The 18,575-nt window shown below is 45.6% G+C and carries 13 protein-coding genes; 10 read left to right on the forward strand and 3 right to left on the reverse strand.

All coding sequences use genetic code 11. The features are described 5' to 3' along the window. Window positions 1-75: 75 nt before the first annotated feature. From ANCC_RS05670 to ANCC_RS05680, 3 genes are all read left to right on the forward strand, one after another. Window positions 76-651, forward strand: coding sequence for a Maf family protein (locus tag ANCC_RS05670; protein ID WP_006565950.1), 576 nt, complete (start codon window positions 76-78; stop codon window positions 649-651). Between the two features lie 89 nt (window positions 652-740). After that, a complete protein-coding gene (locus ANCC_RS05675) occupies window positions 741-2,189 on the forward strand; it encodes an extracellular solute-binding protein (protein ID WP_039946237.1) in 1,449 nt (482 codons plus the stop codon). Window positions 2,190-2,208: 19 nt separating this feature from the next. Continuing rightward, window positions 2,209-5,205 (forward strand): EAL domain-containing protein, encoded by a 2,997-nt coding sequence (locus ANCC_RS05680; protein WP_006565948.1) that lies wholly within the window; start codon window positions 2,209-2,211, stop codon window positions 5,203-5,205. Between the two features lie 118 nt (window positions 5,206-5,323). Here ANCC_RS05680 and ANCC_RS05685 read toward each other — a convergent pair whose 3' ends face one another. Next, the gene (locus ANCC_RS05685) at window positions 5,324-5,641 is read right to left on the reverse strand and encodes a DUF1292 domain-containing protein (RefSeq protein ID WP_006565947.1); all 318 of its coding nucleotides are present in this window, start codon (window positions 5,639-5,641) and stop codon (window positions 5,324-5,326) included. Between the two features lie 145 nt (window positions 5,642-5,786). Between ANCC_RS05685 and ANCC_RS05690 the strand changes: the two genes are divergently transcribed. From ANCC_RS05690 to ANCC_RS05710, 5 genes are all read left to right on the forward strand, one after another. Next, window positions 5,787-6,989 (forward strand): cation:proton antiporter, encoded by a 1,203-nt coding sequence (locus tag ANCC_RS05690; protein WP_006565946.1) that lies wholly within the window; start codon window positions 5,787-5,789, stop codon window positions 6,987-6,989. A gap of 4 nt (window positions 6,990-6,993) precedes the next feature. Further along, window positions 6,994-7,932, forward strand: a complete 939-nt coding sequence (locus tag ANCC_RS05695) for a M14 family metallopeptidase (RefSeq protein ID WP_006565945.1) — start codon at window positions 6,994-6,996, stop codon at window positions 7,930-7,932. Beyond that, complete coding sequence (locus ANCC_RS05700) at window positions 7,929-8,876, forward strand: M14 family metallopeptidase (RefSeq protein ID WP_006565944.1); 948 nt, start codon at window positions 7,929-7,931, stop codon at window positions 8,874-8,876. The genes ANCC_RS05695 and ANCC_RS05700 overlap by 4 nt, the downstream gene beginning before the upstream one ends. A gap of 11 nt (window positions 8,877-8,887) precedes the next feature. Then, window positions 8,888-12,637 carry a phosphoribosylformylglycinamidine synthase gene (locus tag ANCC_RS05705; RefSeq protein WP_006565943.1) on the forward strand — a complete coding sequence of 1,250 codons (3,750 nt, stop codon included), beginning with the start codon at window positions 8,888-8,890 and terminating at the stop codon, window positions 12,635-12,637. Window positions 12,638-13,007: 370 nt separating this feature from the next. Continuing rightward, window positions 13,008-14,090: a transaldolase family protein gene (locus tag ANCC_RS05710; RefSeq protein ID WP_039946235.1), complete on the forward strand. Its 1,083-nt coding sequence runs from the start codon at window positions 13,008-13,010 to the stop codon at window positions 14,088-14,090. A 93-nt stretch (window positions 14,091-14,183) separates the two neighbouring features. Here ANCC_RS05710 and ANCC_RS05715 read toward each other — a convergent pair whose 3' ends face one another. Both ANCC_RS05715 and ANCC_RS05720 read right to left on the reverse strand, forming a co-directional pair. After that, window positions 14,184-15,071 carry a sugar phosphate isomerase/epimerase family protein gene (locus ANCC_RS05715; RefSeq protein ID WP_039946234.1) on the reverse strand — a complete coding sequence of 296 codons (888 nt, stop codon included), beginning with the start codon at window positions 15,069-15,071 and terminating at the stop codon, window positions 14,184-14,186. A 188-nt stretch (window positions 15,072-15,259) separates the two neighbouring features. Beyond that, window positions 15,260-16,144, reverse strand: a complete 885-nt coding sequence (locus tag ANCC_RS05720; RefSeq protein ID WP_006565940.1) for an AraC family transcriptional regulator — start codon at window positions 16,142-16,144, stop codon at window positions 15,260-15,262. Between the two features lie 222 nt (window positions 16,145-16,366). On the opposite strand from ANCC_RS05720, the gene ANCC_RS05725 reads away from it, so the two are divergent. Together ANCC_RS05725 and ANCC_RS05730 are read left to right on the forward strand one after the other, a co-directional pair. Beyond that, a complete protein-coding gene (locus tag ANCC_RS05725) occupies window positions 16,367-17,356 on the forward strand; it encodes a sugar phosphate isomerase/epimerase family protein (protein WP_006565939.1) in 990 nt (329 codons plus the stop codon). A 14-nt stretch (window positions 17,357-17,370) separates the two neighbouring features. Beyond that, on the forward strand, window positions 17,371-18,543 hold the full coding sequence (locus ANCC_RS05730) for a Gfo/Idh/MocA family protein (protein ID WP_006565938.1): 1,173 nt from the start codon (window positions 17,371-17,373) through the stop codon (window positions 18,541-18,543). Window positions 18,544-18,575 lie beyond the last annotated feature (32 nt).

Here is an 18,575-nt window from a genome sequence, read left to right on the forward strand (position 1 = left end):
TCAGTTTAAAAGCCCTCAGAGAAGAAACAGGAAGCGGCTTGTATCGTTGGTTTTAGGCAGAAAGAGGAGGAAGAAATGAAAACACTGATACTGGCATCCGCGTCTCCCAGGCGCAGGGAGATACTGAAGCAGGTAGGAATCGATTTCACGGTGATTCCGAGCACGAAAGAGGAAGTGATTACAAAACAGGAGCCGAAAGACGCGGTGATGGAGCTGGCTCTTCAAAAAGCGGAAGATGTAGCGGGCCGTGCTGACGGAGACTGTATGGTCATAGGCGCTGATACCGTAGTCGCCATGGAAGGCAGTATACTCGGAAAGCCTGAGGATAAGGATGATGCTGCCCGGATGCTTCGCATGCTCAGCGGAAGCAGACATCAGGTGTATACAGGTGTTGCGTGCATCTGCGGGGAAAAGAAGCATGTTTTTTATGAAGAGACATCCGTTTTTTTCTATCCGGTCTCAGAAGATGAGATCAGATGCTATATCGAGACGGGAGAACCGATGGATAAGGCCGGAGCGTATGGGATTCAGGGCAGAGCGGCCCGCTTCATACGGGGAATTGAAGGAGACTATTACAATGTAGTAGGATTTCCTGTAGCCAGATTTCTTCAGGTATTAAAAAAATGGGATGAGCAAAGCAGCCGGATATAAAGTCCGGCTGTTGTTTTTTTTGATGTTTACGGATAAATATGGTATTCTAGTAGAAGATGCTAAAGACAGGTTTATCAGGGGGAAGTCTTATGAAAAAATTATTAGTTTGTATGCTCACCTGCTTTATGGCAGTTTCGCTGCTTGCAGGGTGCGGAAAAAAAGAAGAAGCAAAGACAGTAGAGCTGGATAAGGATAATCCGACGGTCATCTCTGTCTGGCATTATTACAACGGCGCACAGCAGGAAGCATTTGAAAGCCTGGTGAGCCAGTTTAATAATTCCGATGGAAAAGATGAAGGGATCTATGTCGAGACTTATGCACAGGGCAATGTCTATGATCTTGAGAAGACCGTGCTGAATTCAGCAAATAAAAAGGCTGGAGCCAGTGAGATGCCGAATATTTTTGCAGCCTATGCGGATACGGCATATCAGGTAAACAAGCTTGGACTCGTAGCCGATCTGAACGAATATCTCACAAAAGCCGAGATCGGAGAGTATGTGGATAACTACATCGAGGAAGGAGAACTTTCCAAGGCCGGAGAGTTGAAAATATTTCCTGTGGCAAAGGCTACGGAAGTACTTGCGGTAAACCAGACGGACTGGGAGAAGTTTTCAAAAGCTACCGGAGCAAAAACTTCCGACCTGAGTACAATCGAAGGACTCGTAAAGACTGCGGAAAAGTATTATAAGTGGACGGACAAGGCTACCAAAACTCCGAATGACGGGAAAGCATTTTATGGAAGAGATGCGATGGCAAACTATTTCTTCGTTGGAGCTAAACAGCAGGGAGTGGACCTCTTAACGATTGAAAAAGGAAAGTGTAAAATCAATTTTGATAAGAAAGTAGTGAGAAAACTCTGGGATAATTACTATACTCCATATATCAAAGGTTATTTTACTGCGAGCGGAAGATACAGAAGCGATGATATGAAGATGGGCAGCCTCATCGCGTTTACAGGCTCCAGTTCCGGGGCGGCATATTATCCGAAGGCAGTGACGGTCAATGACAAGAAAAGTTATCCGATCAAGGTAAGATCCTATGAAGTTCCGAAGTTTGCGGATGAAGAAGATTATGCGGTTCAGCAGGGCGCAGGAATGGTCGTCACAAAATCTTCCGATAAAGAAATTTATGCATCTGTTCAATTTTTAAAATGGTTTACCGAGGCAAAACGTAACTTTGAATTTGCGGCTACCTCCAGCTACCTGCCGGTAAAAAAAGAAGCCAATACCGAAAAAGCTGTTGAAAAGGCAATGAAGGATGAGAAAAATGAGGATATTAAAGACACAGTTATGACAGCGGTCAAAACAGTCAATAATAACAAAATGTACACTCCGAAAGCCGCAAAGAATGGAAGCCAGATCAGAAATATTTTAGAAACATGTCTGTCTGACAAAGCCGATCAGGACAGAAAAGCTGTGGAGAAAGCCATAAAGGGCGGCATGTCCTATGAAGCTGCGGTGAAAAAATATAACACAGATCAGAATTTTGAACAGTGGTATGAAAAAACATTAAAGGAATTAAAAACATTGGAAGGCTGATGAGGTTAAGATCCGGGGTATGAGACAGTTAAGGCAAAATTCAATTTTAAAAAGAATATTGGTACCTCTTCTTCTGCTGGTCATCCTCCAGGTAGCAGTCCTTGCGGGACTTCTGTTCGGAGGCGGGGTCATGAACCGTCTGAACCAGAATTCTGTGGATATCATTAATGAGCGTGTTATCAACCGAAAGAATTATCTGGAAGATGAGATGGTGAAGCGATGGTCCAATCTGGATTCTGCCTTAAACGGGATCAACCAGTCGGCAGAGAAACTGAAGACGGACGATGCAAAAAAGTTTTCAAGGATTGACAGTGACAGTTCGGTTTATACCGGTCTTCTGGACGAGAGCATGGAAGAATTGATCTCGCTGATTCGTCAAAACATGGTGACAGGGGCATTTGTGGTTCTTAATACCAAAGATCTTTCAAAAGAGGAAGAAAACCGCGGGTATCAAAATAAGCCCGGGATTTATATCAGGGATTATGATCCGGTGGCTGCACCGTCTGAGAACAACACAGACCTTCTCGCGGAACGGATGCCTTCTGCCCTGGTAAAGAAGTGGAAGATCGGGATGGATACCGGGTGGAATTCGGGATTTGATTTCAAAGATTCCTCTGTCGATTACTATTCTTTTTTGTATGAGCCGTACATGGCCGCAGAGAAATACCCGGAGCTCAAAACAGCGGATCTGGCATACTGGAGCAAGACTTATACTCTGGCCAACAATCCAAAAGAAGTGATTTCCTATTCTGTCCCGCTCAGGCTGAGCGACGGGACAGTTTACGGAGTCCTGGGCATTGAGCTGTCTACTGATTATTTAAAGAAACTGATCTCATTCAATGAACTCAGTGAGAATAAGAACAGTGCTTACATACTCGGCGTACAGGACGGAGGAAAAGGAAATCAGCTTCAGAATGTCATGGTCAGCGGGCCTGCTTACAATATGTATATGAAGCAGAGCAAATCAATCAATCTGGTTGCATCAAAAGACTATGACAATGCTTTCACCATCGGAGGATCTGATGCAGATCTGCTTTGCAGCAATGTCCACTATATCAATCTTTATAACACGAATACACCGTTTGCAGATCAGAAATGGGCGCTGATCGGTGTTGTTCCCACGGATCAGCTGTTTTCATTTTCCAACAAATTTAACAAGACACTTGTGATTGTAGTGACAGCACTGTTTATTGCCAGCATCATAGGAGTGCTGGTGATCAGTATTCTGATCACGCGGCCGGTCATCAGCCTGGCATCGGATGTCAAAAACAGCAATCCGAGCGAACCCATTGCGCTGAGAAGAACCGGGGTTAAAGAACTGGATGAATTGGGAGGGTCTTTTGAAAAGCTGAGCTCAGATGTCTTTCAGGCGTCCAGGAAGTTTGCACAGATCCTGCGGATGGCCAGCATAAAAATCGGCGGTTTTGAGATTGATTGGAATGAAAACCAGCTTTTTATGACAGAAGATTTTTTCCGGGTATTTCGCAGTGAAAAAATCCGGAAGAACATGTCGATTGAAGAATTCACAGAAAACATGGAGATGTTTCGGCGGTATGTGAGCAGGAAAAATGAACAGGATCATATTTATATTTTCGAGATACCGGATAAGGAAGATCTGTTCTGGGTACGCCTGAGCATACGGTATGAAGAGGACAAAATCGTCGGTTTGGCAGAAGATATCACCAAGGAGACTCTGGAACTCAAGAAGATGGAGTATGAGAGGGATTATGACCTGCTCACGAATATACTGAACAGGAGAGCGTTTAATGCCAGGCTGGAGCAGCTGTTTCAGAAAGGAAAAGATGTTCTGGGCACTGCAGCTCTGATGATGATCGATCTGGATAATCTCAAATTTTTAAATGACTCTTACGGACATGACTTTGGAGATAAATATATCCAGAAAACTGCAGCAGGACTCAAAAAATATACTCCCAAAGAGTCGGTAGTGGCCAGGATGTCCGGTGATGAATTTTTCGTCTTCTTCTACGGATATGATTCAAAGGATGCAATACGAAAGAAAATAAATCACTGCTGGTCAAAAATGGATGAAGAATATCTGGAACTTCCAAATAAGCAGAAATTCCGGCTCAGGATGTCGGGAGGGATCGCATGGTATCCGGACAACACCGATGACTATACGAAACTCATTAAGTATGCAGACTTTGCCATGTACAAGGTAAAGAAAAGAGGAAAAGGCAGATATGGGGAATTCGACAGAGAAAGTTATTTTCAGGATGCATATTTGCTGCAGAATAAAGAAGAACTGAATCATCTGATTGAAGAAGAGCTGATCGAATATTACTTCCAGCCGATCATCGATGTGAAGACCGGTGAGACATTTGCATACGAAGCGTTGATGCGTTCCAGACTGGATTCGATTCCTACAGTCTACGAGATTTTGTCTCTGGCGAAACAGGAATCCAAACTGTATGAGATCGAACGCCTGACTTGGTTTAAATCTATGGAATCTTTTGTGGATTTGGTGCAGAGCAAAGCCGTAAAAAGGGGAACCAGAGTTTTTATCAATTCCATTCCAAATCAGGATCTGGATGAAAAAGACGTTGAACGGTTTGAACTTCAGTACGGAGAATACCTTGATCTGATTGTTCAGGAGATTACGGAGGAAGAGCGCGGCAACCGGATGATGCAGGCTAAAAAAGAAGAGAGGATGCATCGGTGGGGAGGCGGCATTGCTATCGATGATTATGGCAGCGGATACAACAGTGAGCACCTGCTGCTGAGCGTGACAGCCCAATATCTCAAGATTGACATGAAGATTATCAGGGATATCCATCTGGACCGCAACAAACAGCAGATTGTTAAAAATATCATATACTATGCCCACGAAAGGGACATCAGGATTATTGCGGAAGGTGTGGAGGCATATGAGGAAATGCAGACGGTAGTGAAGCTGGGGGCAGATTATATCCAGGGATACTATTTTGCAAAGCCGAGCCTGCTCGTCCAGCGCATCGATGAACAGAAGAAGAAACGGCTTTTGGATCTGCAGAGTTAAGAAGTGTATGAACCAAATAGGAAAAAACCTTCGGCTGCGGCAGAGAAAAGGCCGTTTCCGAAGGTTTTTATATTGTTTATTTCAAATGATCGAAACCTGTCAGGGGATGAGAAATGATTTATTCTTCTTCGTCATCCTCGTCGTCTAAAATAGCATCAAAAGCAGCGGAAACCATCTCATATTCCTCGTCGTCCTCGATATTGTCCAGCTGAACTTCATCATCCGGCAATTCTTCGTAGCGGTAAAGAAGCAGTTCGCTTTCTTCCTCATCGTTCTCAAGGTCTTTTACGGGAACCAGGGCGATATAATCCTGTTCTTCGATGCCGAAGATACAGATCACGGCGCAGTCGAGCTGGACACCATCCTCCATTTCCAGATGGATGATTGGATTTTCTTCTTCAAATACGTCAGCTTCTACGTTGATATCTTCACTCATAAGACTACCTCATTTCCTAGAATCCGGCTCTGTGAGCACAGAAATTCTATTAATTTTATTTGCATTTTTGGGCTGTTCTTAATATACTAAATAATAAAGGAAAAAGCAAGGGGACAAAAAGATTGGTACAGCGGAGGCTACTATTATGGAAGAATACAGATATTTATTAGATATAGCGGTGATACTGGCTTTGACAAAGTCTTTCAGCCTGTTTTCGCGAAAAGTAAACATGCCTCCGGTAGTCGGAGCTTTGATTGCAGGCATCATACTGGGACCGGTGATGCTGAACGTGATCGAACCGTCTGACACGATCCTGAGTCTGGCAGAGATCGGTGTGATTGTCCTGATGTTTCAGGCAGGGCTGGAGACCGATATAAGGGAACTGAAACGCAGCGGAAAAGCAGCCATGGTGATTGCGCTGTGCGGAGTTGTCGTGCCCCTGGCGGTCGGAGCGGTCATCTCTTTTATGTTTGAAAAGAACTTAATGGAAAATATTTTTGTGGGAGTCATTTTGACTGCCACATCTGTGAGCATTACCGTAGAAACCCTTCAGGACATGGGCAAACTTAAGGGGCGGGTCGGAACAGCGATCTTAGGCGCAGCGATCATTGATGATATCCTGGGTATTATCCTGCTCTCTGTTATGACAAGCATTGGAAAAGCGGGAACAGTTGAGCTTACCGGAGTGCTTATGATCATTGGCAAGATGGCGCTGTTTTTCGTTATTTCAGGTGCCGGCGGAATTTTTGTGTACAAGTTTTTCCGCAGGATGTCCACGATGAAAGTAAACAATGAACAGGTCCACAGAAGGCGGGTTCCGGTGCTTGCACTGGCATTCTGCCTGTTTCTGGCATTTTTGGCCGAATTATTTGGAATTGCAGATATCACCGGGGCATATCTGGCAGGAATTATCCTGTGCAGAATACCGGAGACTTACTATATTCACCGAAAGGTGGAGTGTATCTCATACATGCTGATTACCCCGATTTTCTTTGCCAGCATCGGCCTCAAAGTCGAAGTGGCGGGAATGACGCAGACGATGATTATCTTCACTGTGCTTATCAGTATTGCCGCTGTCCTGACGAAGATCATCGGCTGCGGCATCGGAGCTAAGGTCTGTAAGTATTCTTATAAGGAGTCCTTAAAGATCGGGGCCGGCATGGTCTGCAGGGGAGAGGTTGCGCTGATCGTTGCACAAAAAGGAATCCATGTGGGGCTGCTCAGGGAAGAGATGTTTGCGCCTATGGTCATTATGGTGTTGGTGACAACCCTTTTGGCGCCGATTCTTCTCAAGCTGTTTTTTTCAGAGTGGTTCAGCGGATTGACGTATAGGACAGGAAAGAGATAACAGGATGATTGAGACAGTAGTATCAGTAAAACTCCCGGTGCGGGAGACATTAAGGATTAAGAAGAATTCCCTGCATCCGGACGTGATGACGGGAAGAGAAAAGAGAATCTGCCTCGTTTCGGGTTTATATGGAGATGAGCTTGGAGGACAGTATATATGCGGAGAGATCATAAAGAGGATCAAAGAGGACTATGATTCCCTGTCAGGAATCGTGGACGTATATCCGTCGGTCAACCCTCTGGGGCTGGACGCCAGGAGCCGGAGCATCCCGGTCACACAGGAAGATTACAGCGCGGTATTTCCGGGAGATTTAAAGGGGGAACTCGGGGAATATACGGCGGCTAAGCTGCTGGGGGATATGGAGAGTGCAGACTGTGTCATTGACATCCACTCCAGCAATATTTTTCTTCAGGAGATTCCACAGGTGAGATTAAACAGCGATGCGGACGAACGTCTGCTCTGCCTTGCGGGCTATATGAACACGGATCTGATCTGGATACATCCGTCCACGACAGTGAATGAGGGAAGCTTATCCTATGCCCTGAATGAGCGGGGAGTGCCCTGTATGGTCACAGAATCAGGGGCCGCGTTCAGGATCAAATATGACTTCTGCCGACAGATCATAGAGGGAGTGTTTGCTGTCATGAAGGAACTGGGCATCTGGAAGGGCCCGTCTGCAGAACCGAAGAGAGCCCCGGTCGTCCATGATGACGGGATTCATTATCTGAATTGTGAGACGAATGGTTTGTTTGTGACCCACAAAAAGGTGAAAGATCATGTGAAAAAGGGTGAGATCATCGGCAGTGTCACAAGTCCGATTTTAGGAGCTGTGGAGGAAGAAATCATTGCTCCGGTGGACGGTATTCTGATGACTGTCCGAGAGCATCCGGGTGTCACAGAGGGATCACTGATCGCCAGAGTCGTGGGAGGTGACCTGATATGATCAAAGAGACGTTATATACGACAGATTCCTACCTCAGGGAAGAATTTAAAATAGAGGGATTCCGGTTCGGAAGTACAGGCGAAGACTCAGAACCGTCTGCCTGCATTGTCGGTTCCATGAGAGGAAATGAATTTCAGCAGCTTTTTATCTGCTCTCTGCTGGTAAAGAGACTGAAGGAGCTGGAAACATCCGGCTCGATTGTGGGAAACCATGAGATTCTGGTCATTCCTTCACTGAATAATTCATCAATGAATGTAGGGATGCGGTATTGGGTATCGGACAACAGTGACATCAACCGGGAGTTTCCGGGGAATCCGCAGGGAGAGCCGACCAGTCGTCTTGCGGCCAGTATATTTGCGAAAGTAAAGGGCTACCGTTATGGAATTCAGTTTCCTTCCTTTTACCGGAAAGGAGATTTTATACCCCATGTCCGGATGCAGCCGACCGGAAAGGAAAGTGCAAGTCTGGCAAACTTATTCGGACTGCCCTATGTGATTACAAGCAAGCAGAGAAGTTTTGATGTGAAGACGCTGAATTATAACTGGCAGATCAACGGGACCGATGCATTTTCAGTCTATTCCGGTGATACAGGACATATCAATGAGTTTTCGGCGAAACAGGCTGTATCTGCTGTTTTGCGGTTTTTAACCAGAATGGGAATTTTAAAATATAATTGCCATAACGGCTATATTGCAAGTATTATAGAAGAAGAGGACATGGCGGAAGTCAAGACGGAGGCACCGGGATTTTTCCGGCGTCTTGTCAATGTCGGAGAGGAAGTGCACCGGGGACAGCTCTTAGGGGAGATTCTGGACCCTTACGAGGGAGATATTATTTCTGAGGTGCATTCCACCGTAGATGGAATCGTTTTTTACGCGAAGAAGGATCCAATGATCTTGGAGAATGCTTCTGCGTTTCAAATCATAAAGAAGCTGCACGAATAGAGGAGGACCATATGGGACAAGTAAAGAGAGTTTATGTGGAAAAGAAACAGGACTATGCCATCAAAGCAAAGGAACTGCTGGAGGAAGTGAGGCAGTACCTGGGACTGGATGTGGAAAATATCCGCGTACTGATCCGCTATGATGTAGAAAATGTTTCTGAGGAAAGCTATCAAAAGGCGCTGGGCACCGTGTTCAGTGAGCCTCCTGTGGATGAAGTTTATGAGGAAGCGTTTCCTGTGGAAGAAGGGGAAACGGCTTTCAGCGTAGAATTCCTCCCGGGGCAGTTTGACCAGAGGGCAGACTCTGCCCAGCAGTGTCTGAAGCTGTTAAATGAAAGTGAGGAACCGGTCATCCGAAGTGCCACTACATATGTAGTAAAGGGAACACTGTCTGAGGATGAGATGGGACAGATCAAAGATTACTGCATCAATCCGGTGGATTCCAGAGAGTCCTCTGAAGAAAAACCGGATACTCTTGTGATGGAGTTTGAGGAGCCGGAGGATGTAAAGATTGTGGAAGGATTCAGGGGTATGGGCGAACAGCCGTTTAAGGAACTCTATGATTCCCTCAACCTGGCTATGACATTCAAGGATTTCCTGCACATCCAGAAGTACTTTAAAGAAGAGGAGCAGAGAGACCCGTCCATGACCGAGATCCGCGTTCTGGACACCTATTGGTCTGATCACTGCCGTCACACGACTTTTTCAACGGAACTTAAAAATATCAAGTTCCAGGAAGGGTTCTACCGTGCGCCTTTGGAGGCGACCTATGAGCAGTACATGCTGGATCATAAGAGCATTTTCCAGGGCAGGAAAGACAAATTTGTATGCCTGATGGACCTTGCGCTGATGGCTATGCGCCGTCTGAAAAGAGAAGGTGCTTTGAATGACATGGAAGAGAGCGAGGAGATCAACGCATGCAGCATCGTGGTGCCTGTTTCCATAGACGGGGAAGAGGAGGAGTGGCTCGTAAGTTTTAAGAATGAGACACATAACCATCCTACAGAGATCGAACCGTTTGGTGGAGCGGCTACCTGCCTCGGAGGAGCTATCAGAGATCCGCTCTCAGGACGCTCTTATGTATACCAGGCTATGCGTGTGACAGGGGCCAGTGATCCTACAGTCCCGTTGAAAGATACATTAAAAGGAAAACTTCCGCAGAGAAAAATCGTGACCGGAGCTGCCCATGGATATAGTTCTTACGGCAACCAGATCGGATTAGCCACGGGATTTGTAGATGAGATTTATCATCCGGATTATGTGGCAAAACGTATGGAGATCGGGGCTGTCATGGGCGCAGCGCCCAGAAAAAACGTCGTAAGGGAAACTTCAGATCCCGGAGATATCATTGTTCTGCTCGGCGGAAGAACCGGACGTGACGGCTGCGGAGGTGCTACGGGATCTTCCAAGGTCCACACGGAAGAGTCCATCGAGACCTGCGGCGCGGAAGTACAGAAAGGTAATCCTCCGACAGAGAGAAAGATCCAGAGGCTGTTTCGAAGGGAAGAAGTCAGCCGGCTGATCAAAAAGTGCAATGATTTCGGTGCAGGCGGAGTTTCCGTGGCGATCGGAGAACTGGCAGACGGACTTACGATCGATCTCGATAAGGTACCGAAAAAGTATGCTGGACTTGACGGAACAGAACTTGCCATTTCTGAATCCCAGGAACGTATGGCGGTTGTCCTGGATCCAAAAGATGTGGACCAGTTCTTAGCCTTTTCCGAGGAAGAAAACCTGGAAGCGGTAGCAGTTGCCGTTGTAACCGAGGAGCCGAGATTAGTACTCTCCTGGAGAGGAAAAGAGATCGTGAATCTCTCCCGTGCATTTTTGGATACCAATGGGGCTCACCAGGAAAATGATGTATATGTGGAAGTTCCGCACCGTGTCAGCAGCTTCTTTGATCAGGAGATTCCAAAGAGCTTTACGGAAGCATGTATTGATACACTGAAAAATCTGAATGTATGCTCCAAGAAAGGACTTGTGGAGATGTTTGACAGCACCATTGGTGCAGGCAGCGTCACTCTGCCTTACGGCGGAAAATATCAGATGACACCGGTTCAGACGATGGTAGCCAAGCTTCCGGTGCTTCACGGAAAAACAGATACTGTGACCATGATGAGTTACGGTTTTGATCCATACTTGTCCAAATGGAGTCCGTTCCACGGAGCAGTTTATGCGATCACTCATTCCATCGCAAAAATCGTGGCAGCCGGCGGTGATTACAAGAAGATCCGTCTGACCTTCCAGGAGTATTTCAAACGGCTTGGCGAAGATCCTGAGCGATGGGGACAGCCATTCGCAGCACTGCTCGGTGCATACCATGCACAGATTGGATTCGGACTTGCATCAATCGGAGGAAAGGACAGTATGTCAGGAACCTTCAACGACATTGATGTGCCTCCGACGCTCGTATCCTTTGCCGTAGATGTGGCAGACGGAAAACATGTGCTTACTCCGGAACTGAAACGTGCCGGCAACCGTCTCGTGCGGATCTGTATTCCGAGGGATGTCTATAACCTTCCGGTTTACAGAGAGGCGAAAAAGGTTTACAAACGAATCCACAGGCTTATAGAAGAAGGTGCAATCAAATCCTGCTATGCCATCGGATTCGGAGGAACTATCGAAGCGGTTGCCAAGATGGCTTTTGGAAATGGCCTTGGAGTTATTTTTGACCAGGAAGTTGAAATCAAAGATCTTGTTGAGAACCATTACGGATCTTTCGTAGTAGAAATGGATACGAGGGATATCAGAAAACTTGCGATTCCAAGCCTTCTTCTCGGTGAGATCACCACAACTCCGGAACTTGTATTAGGAAATGAAGTGGTTCCGCTGAAAGAGGCTGTGGATGCGTGGACCAAGCCTTTGGAAGAGGTCTTCCCAACCCGTTCAGAAGGAAGCCAGGATGTAGTAGAGACAAGAAATTACACCAAAGGCAAGGCGCATTTTGCCAAGAATAAGACAGCGAAACCAAAAGTATTTATTCCGGTATTTCCGGGTACAAACTGCGAATACGATTCTGCAAGGGCGTTTGAAGAAGCAGGGGCAGAGGTGATCACCAAGGTGTTTAAGAATCTGGATGCACAGGGAATCCGTGACTCCGTAGATGAGTTTGAAAAAGCAATCAAAGAGTCACAAATGATTATGTTCCCTGGAGGCTTCAGTGCAGGTGATGAGCCGGAAGGTTCCGCCAAATTCTTTGCAACAGCCTTCCGAAATGAAAAGCTTAAAGAGTCTGTCATGGACCTGCTGAATAATCGGGATGGTCTCGTACTGGGAATCTGCAACGGATTCCAGGCGTTAATTAAACTTGGACTGGTGCCGGAAGGAAAAATCGTGGAACAGACAGAACAGTCTCCGACGCTTACGATGAACCGGATCGGACGGCATATTTCAAAAGTAGCCTATACGAAAGTGACATCAAATCTGTCACCGTGGTTCCATGAAGTGAATGCGGGAGACATTTTCAGTATCCCTGTTTCACACGGCGAAGGACGTTTTGTGGCCAATGACGATGTGATCAAAAAGCTGTTTGAAAACGGCCAGGTGGCAACCCAGTATGTGGACTTAAATGGAGATCCTACAATGAATGAGGACTTTAATCCAAATGGTTCCTACTATGCCATCGAGGGTATCACAAGCCCGGACGGAAGGGTGTTAGGAAAGATGGGACACTCAGAGCGTATGGGACAGTTCGTATCCAGCAATATTGCAGGAAATAAGAATCAAAAGATATTCCTGTCAGGAGTCAATTATTTTAAATAAATTTGTTTTAAGACCGGACATGTCATTTCATGTCCGGTCTATTACGTCATAATATAACAAGAACCCCGCAGCTGCCTGCGGGGTTCTTATATTTAATGAAAAGAGAGGATTAAAAATATATATGAAAAACTATGTCTTAAGTATATCAGAAAAGCAGGCGGAAACAATGGATAGAAAATAAACATTTCTAAACGATTTCTAAACAAATCTTATGGAATTCTTGTGATTATAGAGAAAAAAGAAAGTCTGTCTGGTAAAACATGAGAATATTTTGGTCAAAATATAAAATATATATTGAAAATATTATCATAATATACTAATATATATTCATTATATAACCAACAACTTTCTCATGAAAGGAGTCTTCTTTATGTCAGACGCAAAAGGAAAACTGTTTGAAACTAGTGAAAAATTTCCCCAGACCGAATACTGGAATGATTCTTGTGCGGTAAAAGAGCTGGAATACGCCATTGAGCGCGGAGCAGCGGGAGCTACGACGAACCCTGTGATTGTAGGAAATGTATTGAATCAGGAGATGGATCTCTGGGAAGACACTCTTGTAAAATGGATCAATGAAATGCCGGAGGCAACAGAGGAGGAAATTGCATGGCGCCTGATCGAACAGATGGCAGTGCGCGGTGCGAAACTCTTGGAGCCGGTATATGAAAAGACAAATCACGCAAAAGGAAAAATTTCTATCCAGACCAATGCCAAACTGTACCGAAACGCAGAGGAGATGGCAAAGCAGGCGATTGGTTTTGGAGAACTGGCGCCAAATATTATGGTGAAGATGCCGACTTCAGCCGCGGGCATTAAGGCATTTGAAGAAGCTACTTTTGCAGGGATCAGCATTAACGCAACCGTATCTTTCACCGTGGCACAGGCTGTAGCTGTGGCAGAGGCAGTAGAGCGCGGATTAAAGAGGAGAGAAGAAGCAGGGCTTTCCAACAAAAATATGACACCTGTGTGTACCATCATGGTAGGACGTACCGATGACTGGGTGAAAGAAGCTGTGAAGCGGGATAATCTTTGTCTGGACCCATGTGCATTGGAGTATGCAGGCGTGGCAGTCTTTAAGAATGCATATGAGATTTATCAGGAACGCGGATATAAGACAAGACTTCTGGCGGCAGCGTACAGAAACTATTTCCACTGGTCTGAGTTTATCGGAGGAGATGTGGTTCTGACGATAACACAGCCATGGCAGGAGAAGATCAATGGATGTGATGTAGAGGTAAAAGAGCGCATGAGCCGTCCGGTACCGGAAAAATATTTAAATGAATTGAACAAGATTCCGGATTTTATCATGGCATATGAAGAAGACGGTTTAAAACCGGAAGAATTTGTACACTATGGAGCTTTCGTAAAGACGATCAATCAGTTCCTGGGAGGATATGAAAGTCTCTTGGGAGTGATCAGAAAGCTGATGGTGGGAGAGCCGGTCAGAAAATAACATACATAGAGAGTAAAAGACAGGAATAAGAAAAAAGCAAGTCCCTGAAAGTATGAGGGACTTGTTTTTTTAGCTTTTATGAAGGAAACACGTTTATTTGGATAAGAGTTCTTTTTCCAGAAGTGCTTTCGTAAACTTACCGTCTGTGATGGCTCTTTCCGGGAAACCAAGTGGATTGAAGGTAGCAATCGTATCTTCCTGGTCTCCGAATCCCATCTCCCTGAGAGTCTTGAAGCAGGTATCAAAATCTATATCTCCTTCTCCGATCTTTCCTATATGTGCATGACAGCGTACTTCTCCGCTGGCATAGAGAGGGGCCGGGTTGATGTTGTAGCGGAATAGTTTTGTGTAGTCCCATGTATCTGCCACGATAATATGTTTCAGTGATTTGCCTGCATATCTGAGCATGCTTTCCACATCTCCTTTTCCGCCATCATAGTGGAACGTATGAGGAATGGAGTAGAGGTAGCCGAATGCAGGGCTGTCATAATATTTTACAATATCGCATGATTCATTGCTCGTCTCATAAAAATCATTTGGATGTGCCTGGATATCAAGGCGCATTCCTTTACTCTCGAAAATCGGAATCAGTTCATCCAGAGAGCGCATTAACTTAGCCTCGCATAATTCCGGCTGGTTTACGTCTCCTCCAAGTTCTGTGTTGAAGACAGTTACTTCCATCATTTCTCCGATTTCGATCATACGCTTCCAGCAGTCAATCGCATATTGGCGCATAAACTCATCAGGATCAGCAAGGCGGAAACCTGTAGTCAGGGCAGCAATCTTTAAGCCTTCCTTCTCGATCGCTTTTTTGTGCCACATAACTTCGCTGTTAGTAGCTTTCGGGCGTTTCCAGAACCCGGGGAAAATAGGGTCATAAGGTGAAATATATTCAAAACCTGCCTCAGCTACTGTGTGGTAGATCTCTTCGTAGGACATCCCTGTCTCCCAAAATGCACTCGTGTCAAATGTAATTTTCATAAAATACCTCCTTGGATTGTCTCGTTGATCAGCAACCTGCTTGATAATGATTATAAACATGGGAGTGCATTTATAAAAGAACAATCCAATCAAAAACTAGCACAATTTAACGATATTAAGCATGATGACTTAATGGTGTGAGTGAACCTGCTTATCTTTTATACAATGTATACAAAAAATCTGACAGTTCATTCTTTTGAACGCCGGATATAATGGCGTGGGGAGCAGCCCATAAAGTTTTTAAAAAGCCTGGAAAAATAATTTTGATCATAAATTCCCACATTCGCTGCGATCTCACTCATGCTTAGATTGCTGTGCTGGAGATGTTCACAGGCTTTTGTGATGCGGAGCCGGTTGATGTATTCTACAGGAGCCAGGCCGGTCACGTCTTTAAAAAGTTTGCGGAAGTGGTTGGTGCTCAGGTTCTCATCTCTGGCAAGTTCATTAAAATCGATAGGCTCTGCGATATTTTCTTCAATATAGGCAAGTGTCCTCATGATGATGGTCTGATTCTGTTTCGGCTGGGAATAGTAATTTTTAAACTGCTGATCAGAACGCTTTCTATAGATGATCAGGATCAATTCGAGGTATTTCCGTTTTAGCAGTTCATAGTAGCTTTCCTGTTTTTCCTGGGCTTTCTGCATGCCGCCAAGGATCGACAGCAGAAACATGCGCTCATTAGGATCCAGGTGGACGATTCCCTGGTTGTTGATGTCTGCCTGAAAGGACGTAGGGGTCTTTTCAAGGACTTGAGTGCCTCTTGCATCTGCCTTTAATTCCTTTACTAGGGAAAAAAACTGTTCATCGAGGACTTCCGGATAAAATTGGCAGTTATAAATAGAGGTCTGTTCGTGAATAGCAAAGCTGTGTGAGGTCTCAGGGCGGACCAGAAAGCTGTCTCCGGGGAGCAGCAGAGTGTCTTCTTTGCAAAAAGTATGGGTACAGGAACCCTTTTCTATGAAGACAAGCTCATAATATTTATGCATATGTGCGTCCTGGGACATGGATCCGGTCCAATGTTCGACGGAAATGCCGGAGTCATCGGCCTGATAAAAGCGTTTATAAGGATCCATAAAAGCTCCTTTCTGAATCAAAATTGTTATCTTTTATGTAATAGGTGATGTCATTATACAATGCCGCACTAAATGTTGGCAAGATGGAACTTCGTTAATTTGTGCTAAAACAGAGATGGATTGTTCTTTTAGAAATACTGCACAAAAAGTTATAATACAGTCATCGAAAGAGTAACAGATTAACCAACAAAATCAGAATTAAAGTGTAAAAGGAGAGTAACAATGACGAGTGAAAAAGTAGTGTTTGCAGCCCCAAGACATCCGGTTCCTATGAGTCTTTGCCTGTTTACAGACGGTTTGAGACATCTTCCGTTTGAAGAAATGCTGGATGCCTGTGCAGATATGGGAATTGAAAGTCTGGAACTTGGAACAGGAGCATATTCTGTTGCACCTCACCTGAATTTAGATGAACTGCTCGAGAGCGAAGATGCGAGAAAAGAATATTTGGATGCGATAGAAAAGCGGGGACTTAAGATTGCTGCATTCAACTGTTCCGGAAATCCTGTGGCACCGGGAGAACTGGGAAAACGCCACAGAGAAGACATGGAGAAGACACTGGAACTTGCAAAGCTGATGGGTGTGGACACGGTCGTGGCACAGTCAGGGCTTCCGGCAGGCGGACCGAACGATGAACATCCAAACTGGATCACACATACCTTCCCGCCGTCATGCAGCGAAATCATGGAATACCAGTGGGGAGTGACCATCGACTACTGGAAGAAGGCAGCCGAGAAAGCGAAGACATGCGGTGTTGAAAAGATCGCTCTGGAAAACCATCCTTACAACATGGTATTTAACGTAAGTACGATCCGCAGACTCAGGGATGCAGTGGGACCGATCATCGGACTGAACCTGGACCCAAGCCATATGTTCTTCATGGGAGGAGATCCTTTGATGGTGGCAAAAGAACTGACAAAAGATAACTGCATTCTGCATGTCCACGGAAAAGACTCCAGAATCAATCCGGAATTAAAAGGATTGGAGGCCATTGAACTGCACGGATATGATGATGACGCACATTTGAGGGCATGGAACTACGTGGCAGTAGGATACGGACATGACCACCTGTGGTGGAAAGAATTTTTCGGAAACCTGGTAGCCGGAGGATACTGCGGGCCAGTCAGCATCGAAGTGGAAGATCCGCTTATGCCTAACAATGAAATCGCAATCCGCAAATCAGCTGAATTTTTACTGGACACTATGTTAAAATAAGGAGGAAATGAATCATGATCAACGGAGAAAGAGTTATTGAGAATCCAATCAGGTGGGCAATGATCGGCGGAGGAAGAGGAAGCCAGATCGGTTATATCCACCGTTCCAGCGCTACAAGGGACAGAAACTTCATGCTGGTGGCAGGAGCCTTTGATATCGATCCTGAAAGGGGAAAGGAATTCGGAGTAAACATCGGAGTGGATGCAGAGCGCTGTTACCCTGATTATCAGACCATGTTTCAGGAAGAGGCGAAACGGGAAGACGGCATTCAGGCAGTCTCTATTGCTACCCCGAACGGTACTCACTATGAGATCAGCAGGGCTGCCCTTATGGCCGGTCTCCATGTGATCTGTGAAAAGCCTTTATGCTTTGAGGCAGATCAGGCCAGGGAACTGGAAGATCTGGCGAGAGAAAAGAAGCTTGTGTTTGGAGTTACATATGGCTATACCGGGCATCAGATGGTACAGCAGGCAAAAGAAATGGTTGCCAGAGGAGATCTGGGAAAAATCCGTATTGTGCAGATGCAGTTTGCCCACGGCGGATGCAACATTGCCACAGAGGCAAACAATGCAGCGCAGAAATGGCGTACAGATCCTAAGATTGCCGGCCCGAGCTTCATTTTAGGGGACGTGGGAACTCATGCGTTATACCTTGGAGAGCTGATCTGTCCGGAGCTCGAGATCGAGAGTCTTTTATGTACAAAACAGAGCTTTGTGGAAGGCCGCCAGCTGGAAGACAACGCGTTTGTACTTTTAAACTACAAGGACGGGGCAAAAGGAACCTTATGGGCTTCAGGTGTTAACTGCGGATCGATGCATGGACAGAAGATCCGTGTGATCGGAGAAAAGGCAAGCATTGAATGGTGGAATGAACGGCCGAACCAGTTAAGATATGAAGTACAGGGAGAACCTGCCTGCGTGATGGAACGGGGAACGGATTATCTTTATGGAGAGGCACTGGAGGAAGACCGCATCGGAGGAGGACACGTAGAGGGACTGTTCGAATCATGGTCAAACTTATACCGCCGTTTTGCCATCGCTATGGATGCGGCAAACAGAAAAGATTATGAATTCTTAAAAGATTTCTGGTATCCGAACGTACATGACGGTGCCAGAGGCGTGAAGTTCATTGAAAAATGTGTGGAGTCTGCGGATGAAGGCTCTGTCTGGGTCGATTACGAAAAGTAAAGTTACAAATGCTTGGAAAGTTCCGTCATCAT

The organism is Anaerostipes caccae L1-92 (assembly GCF_014467075.1).
Classification (GTDB): domain Bacteria; phylum Bacillota; class Clostridia; order Lachnospirales; family Lachnospiraceae; genus Anaerostipes; species Anaerostipes caccae.

Bases quoted from the DNA above. Each gene is read 5' to 3' on its own strand.
- ANCC_RS05670 (WP_006565950.1), top strand. From the start codon at position 76: ATGAAAACACTGATACTGGCATCCGCGTCTCCCAGGCGCAGGGAGATA.
- ANCC_RS05675 (WP_039946237.1), top strand. From the start codon at position 741: ATGAAAAAATTATTAGTTTGTATGCTCACCTGCTTTATGGCAGTTTCG.
- ANCC_RS05680 (WP_006565948.1), top strand. From the start codon at position 2,209: ATGAGACAGTTAAGGCAAAATTCAATTTTAAAAAGAATATTGGTACCT.
- ANCC_RS05685 (WP_006565947.1), bottom strand. From the start codon at position 5,641: ATGAGTGAAGATATCAACGTAGAAGCTGACGTATTTGAAGAAGAAAAT.
- ANCC_RS05690 (WP_006565946.1), top strand. From the start codon at position 5,787: ATGGAAGAATACAGATATTTATTAGATATAGCGGTGATACTGGCTTTG.
- ANCC_RS05695 (WP_006565945.1), top strand. From the start codon at position 6,994: ATGATTGAGACAGTAGTATCAGTAAAACTCCCGGTGCGGGAGACATTA.
- ANCC_RS05700 (WP_006565944.1), top strand. From the start codon at position 7,929: ATGATCAAAGAGACGTTATATACGACAGATTCCTACCTCAGGGAAGAA.
- ANCC_RS05705 (WP_006565943.1), top strand. From the start codon at position 8,888: ATGGGACAAGTAAAGAGAGTTTATGTGGAAAAGAAACAGGACTATGCC.
- ANCC_RS05710 (WP_039946235.1), top strand. From the start codon at position 13,008: ATGTCAGACGCAAAAGGAAAACTGTTTGAAACTAGTGAAAAATTTCCC.
- ANCC_RS05715 (WP_039946234.1), bottom strand. From the start codon at position 15,071: ATGAAAATTACATTTGACACGAGTGCATTTTGGGAGACAGGGATGTCC.
- ANCC_RS05720 (WP_006565940.1), bottom strand. From the start codon at position 16,144: ATGGATCCTTATAAACGCTTTTATCAGGCCGATGACTCCGGCATTTCC.
- ANCC_RS05725 (WP_006565939.1), top strand. From the start codon at position 16,367: ATGACGAGTGAAAAAGTAGTGTTTGCAGCCCCAAGACATCCGGTTCCT.
- ANCC_RS05730 (WP_006565938.1), top strand. From the start codon at position 17,371: ATGATCAACGGAGAAAGAGTTATTGAGAATCCAATCAGGTGGGCAATG.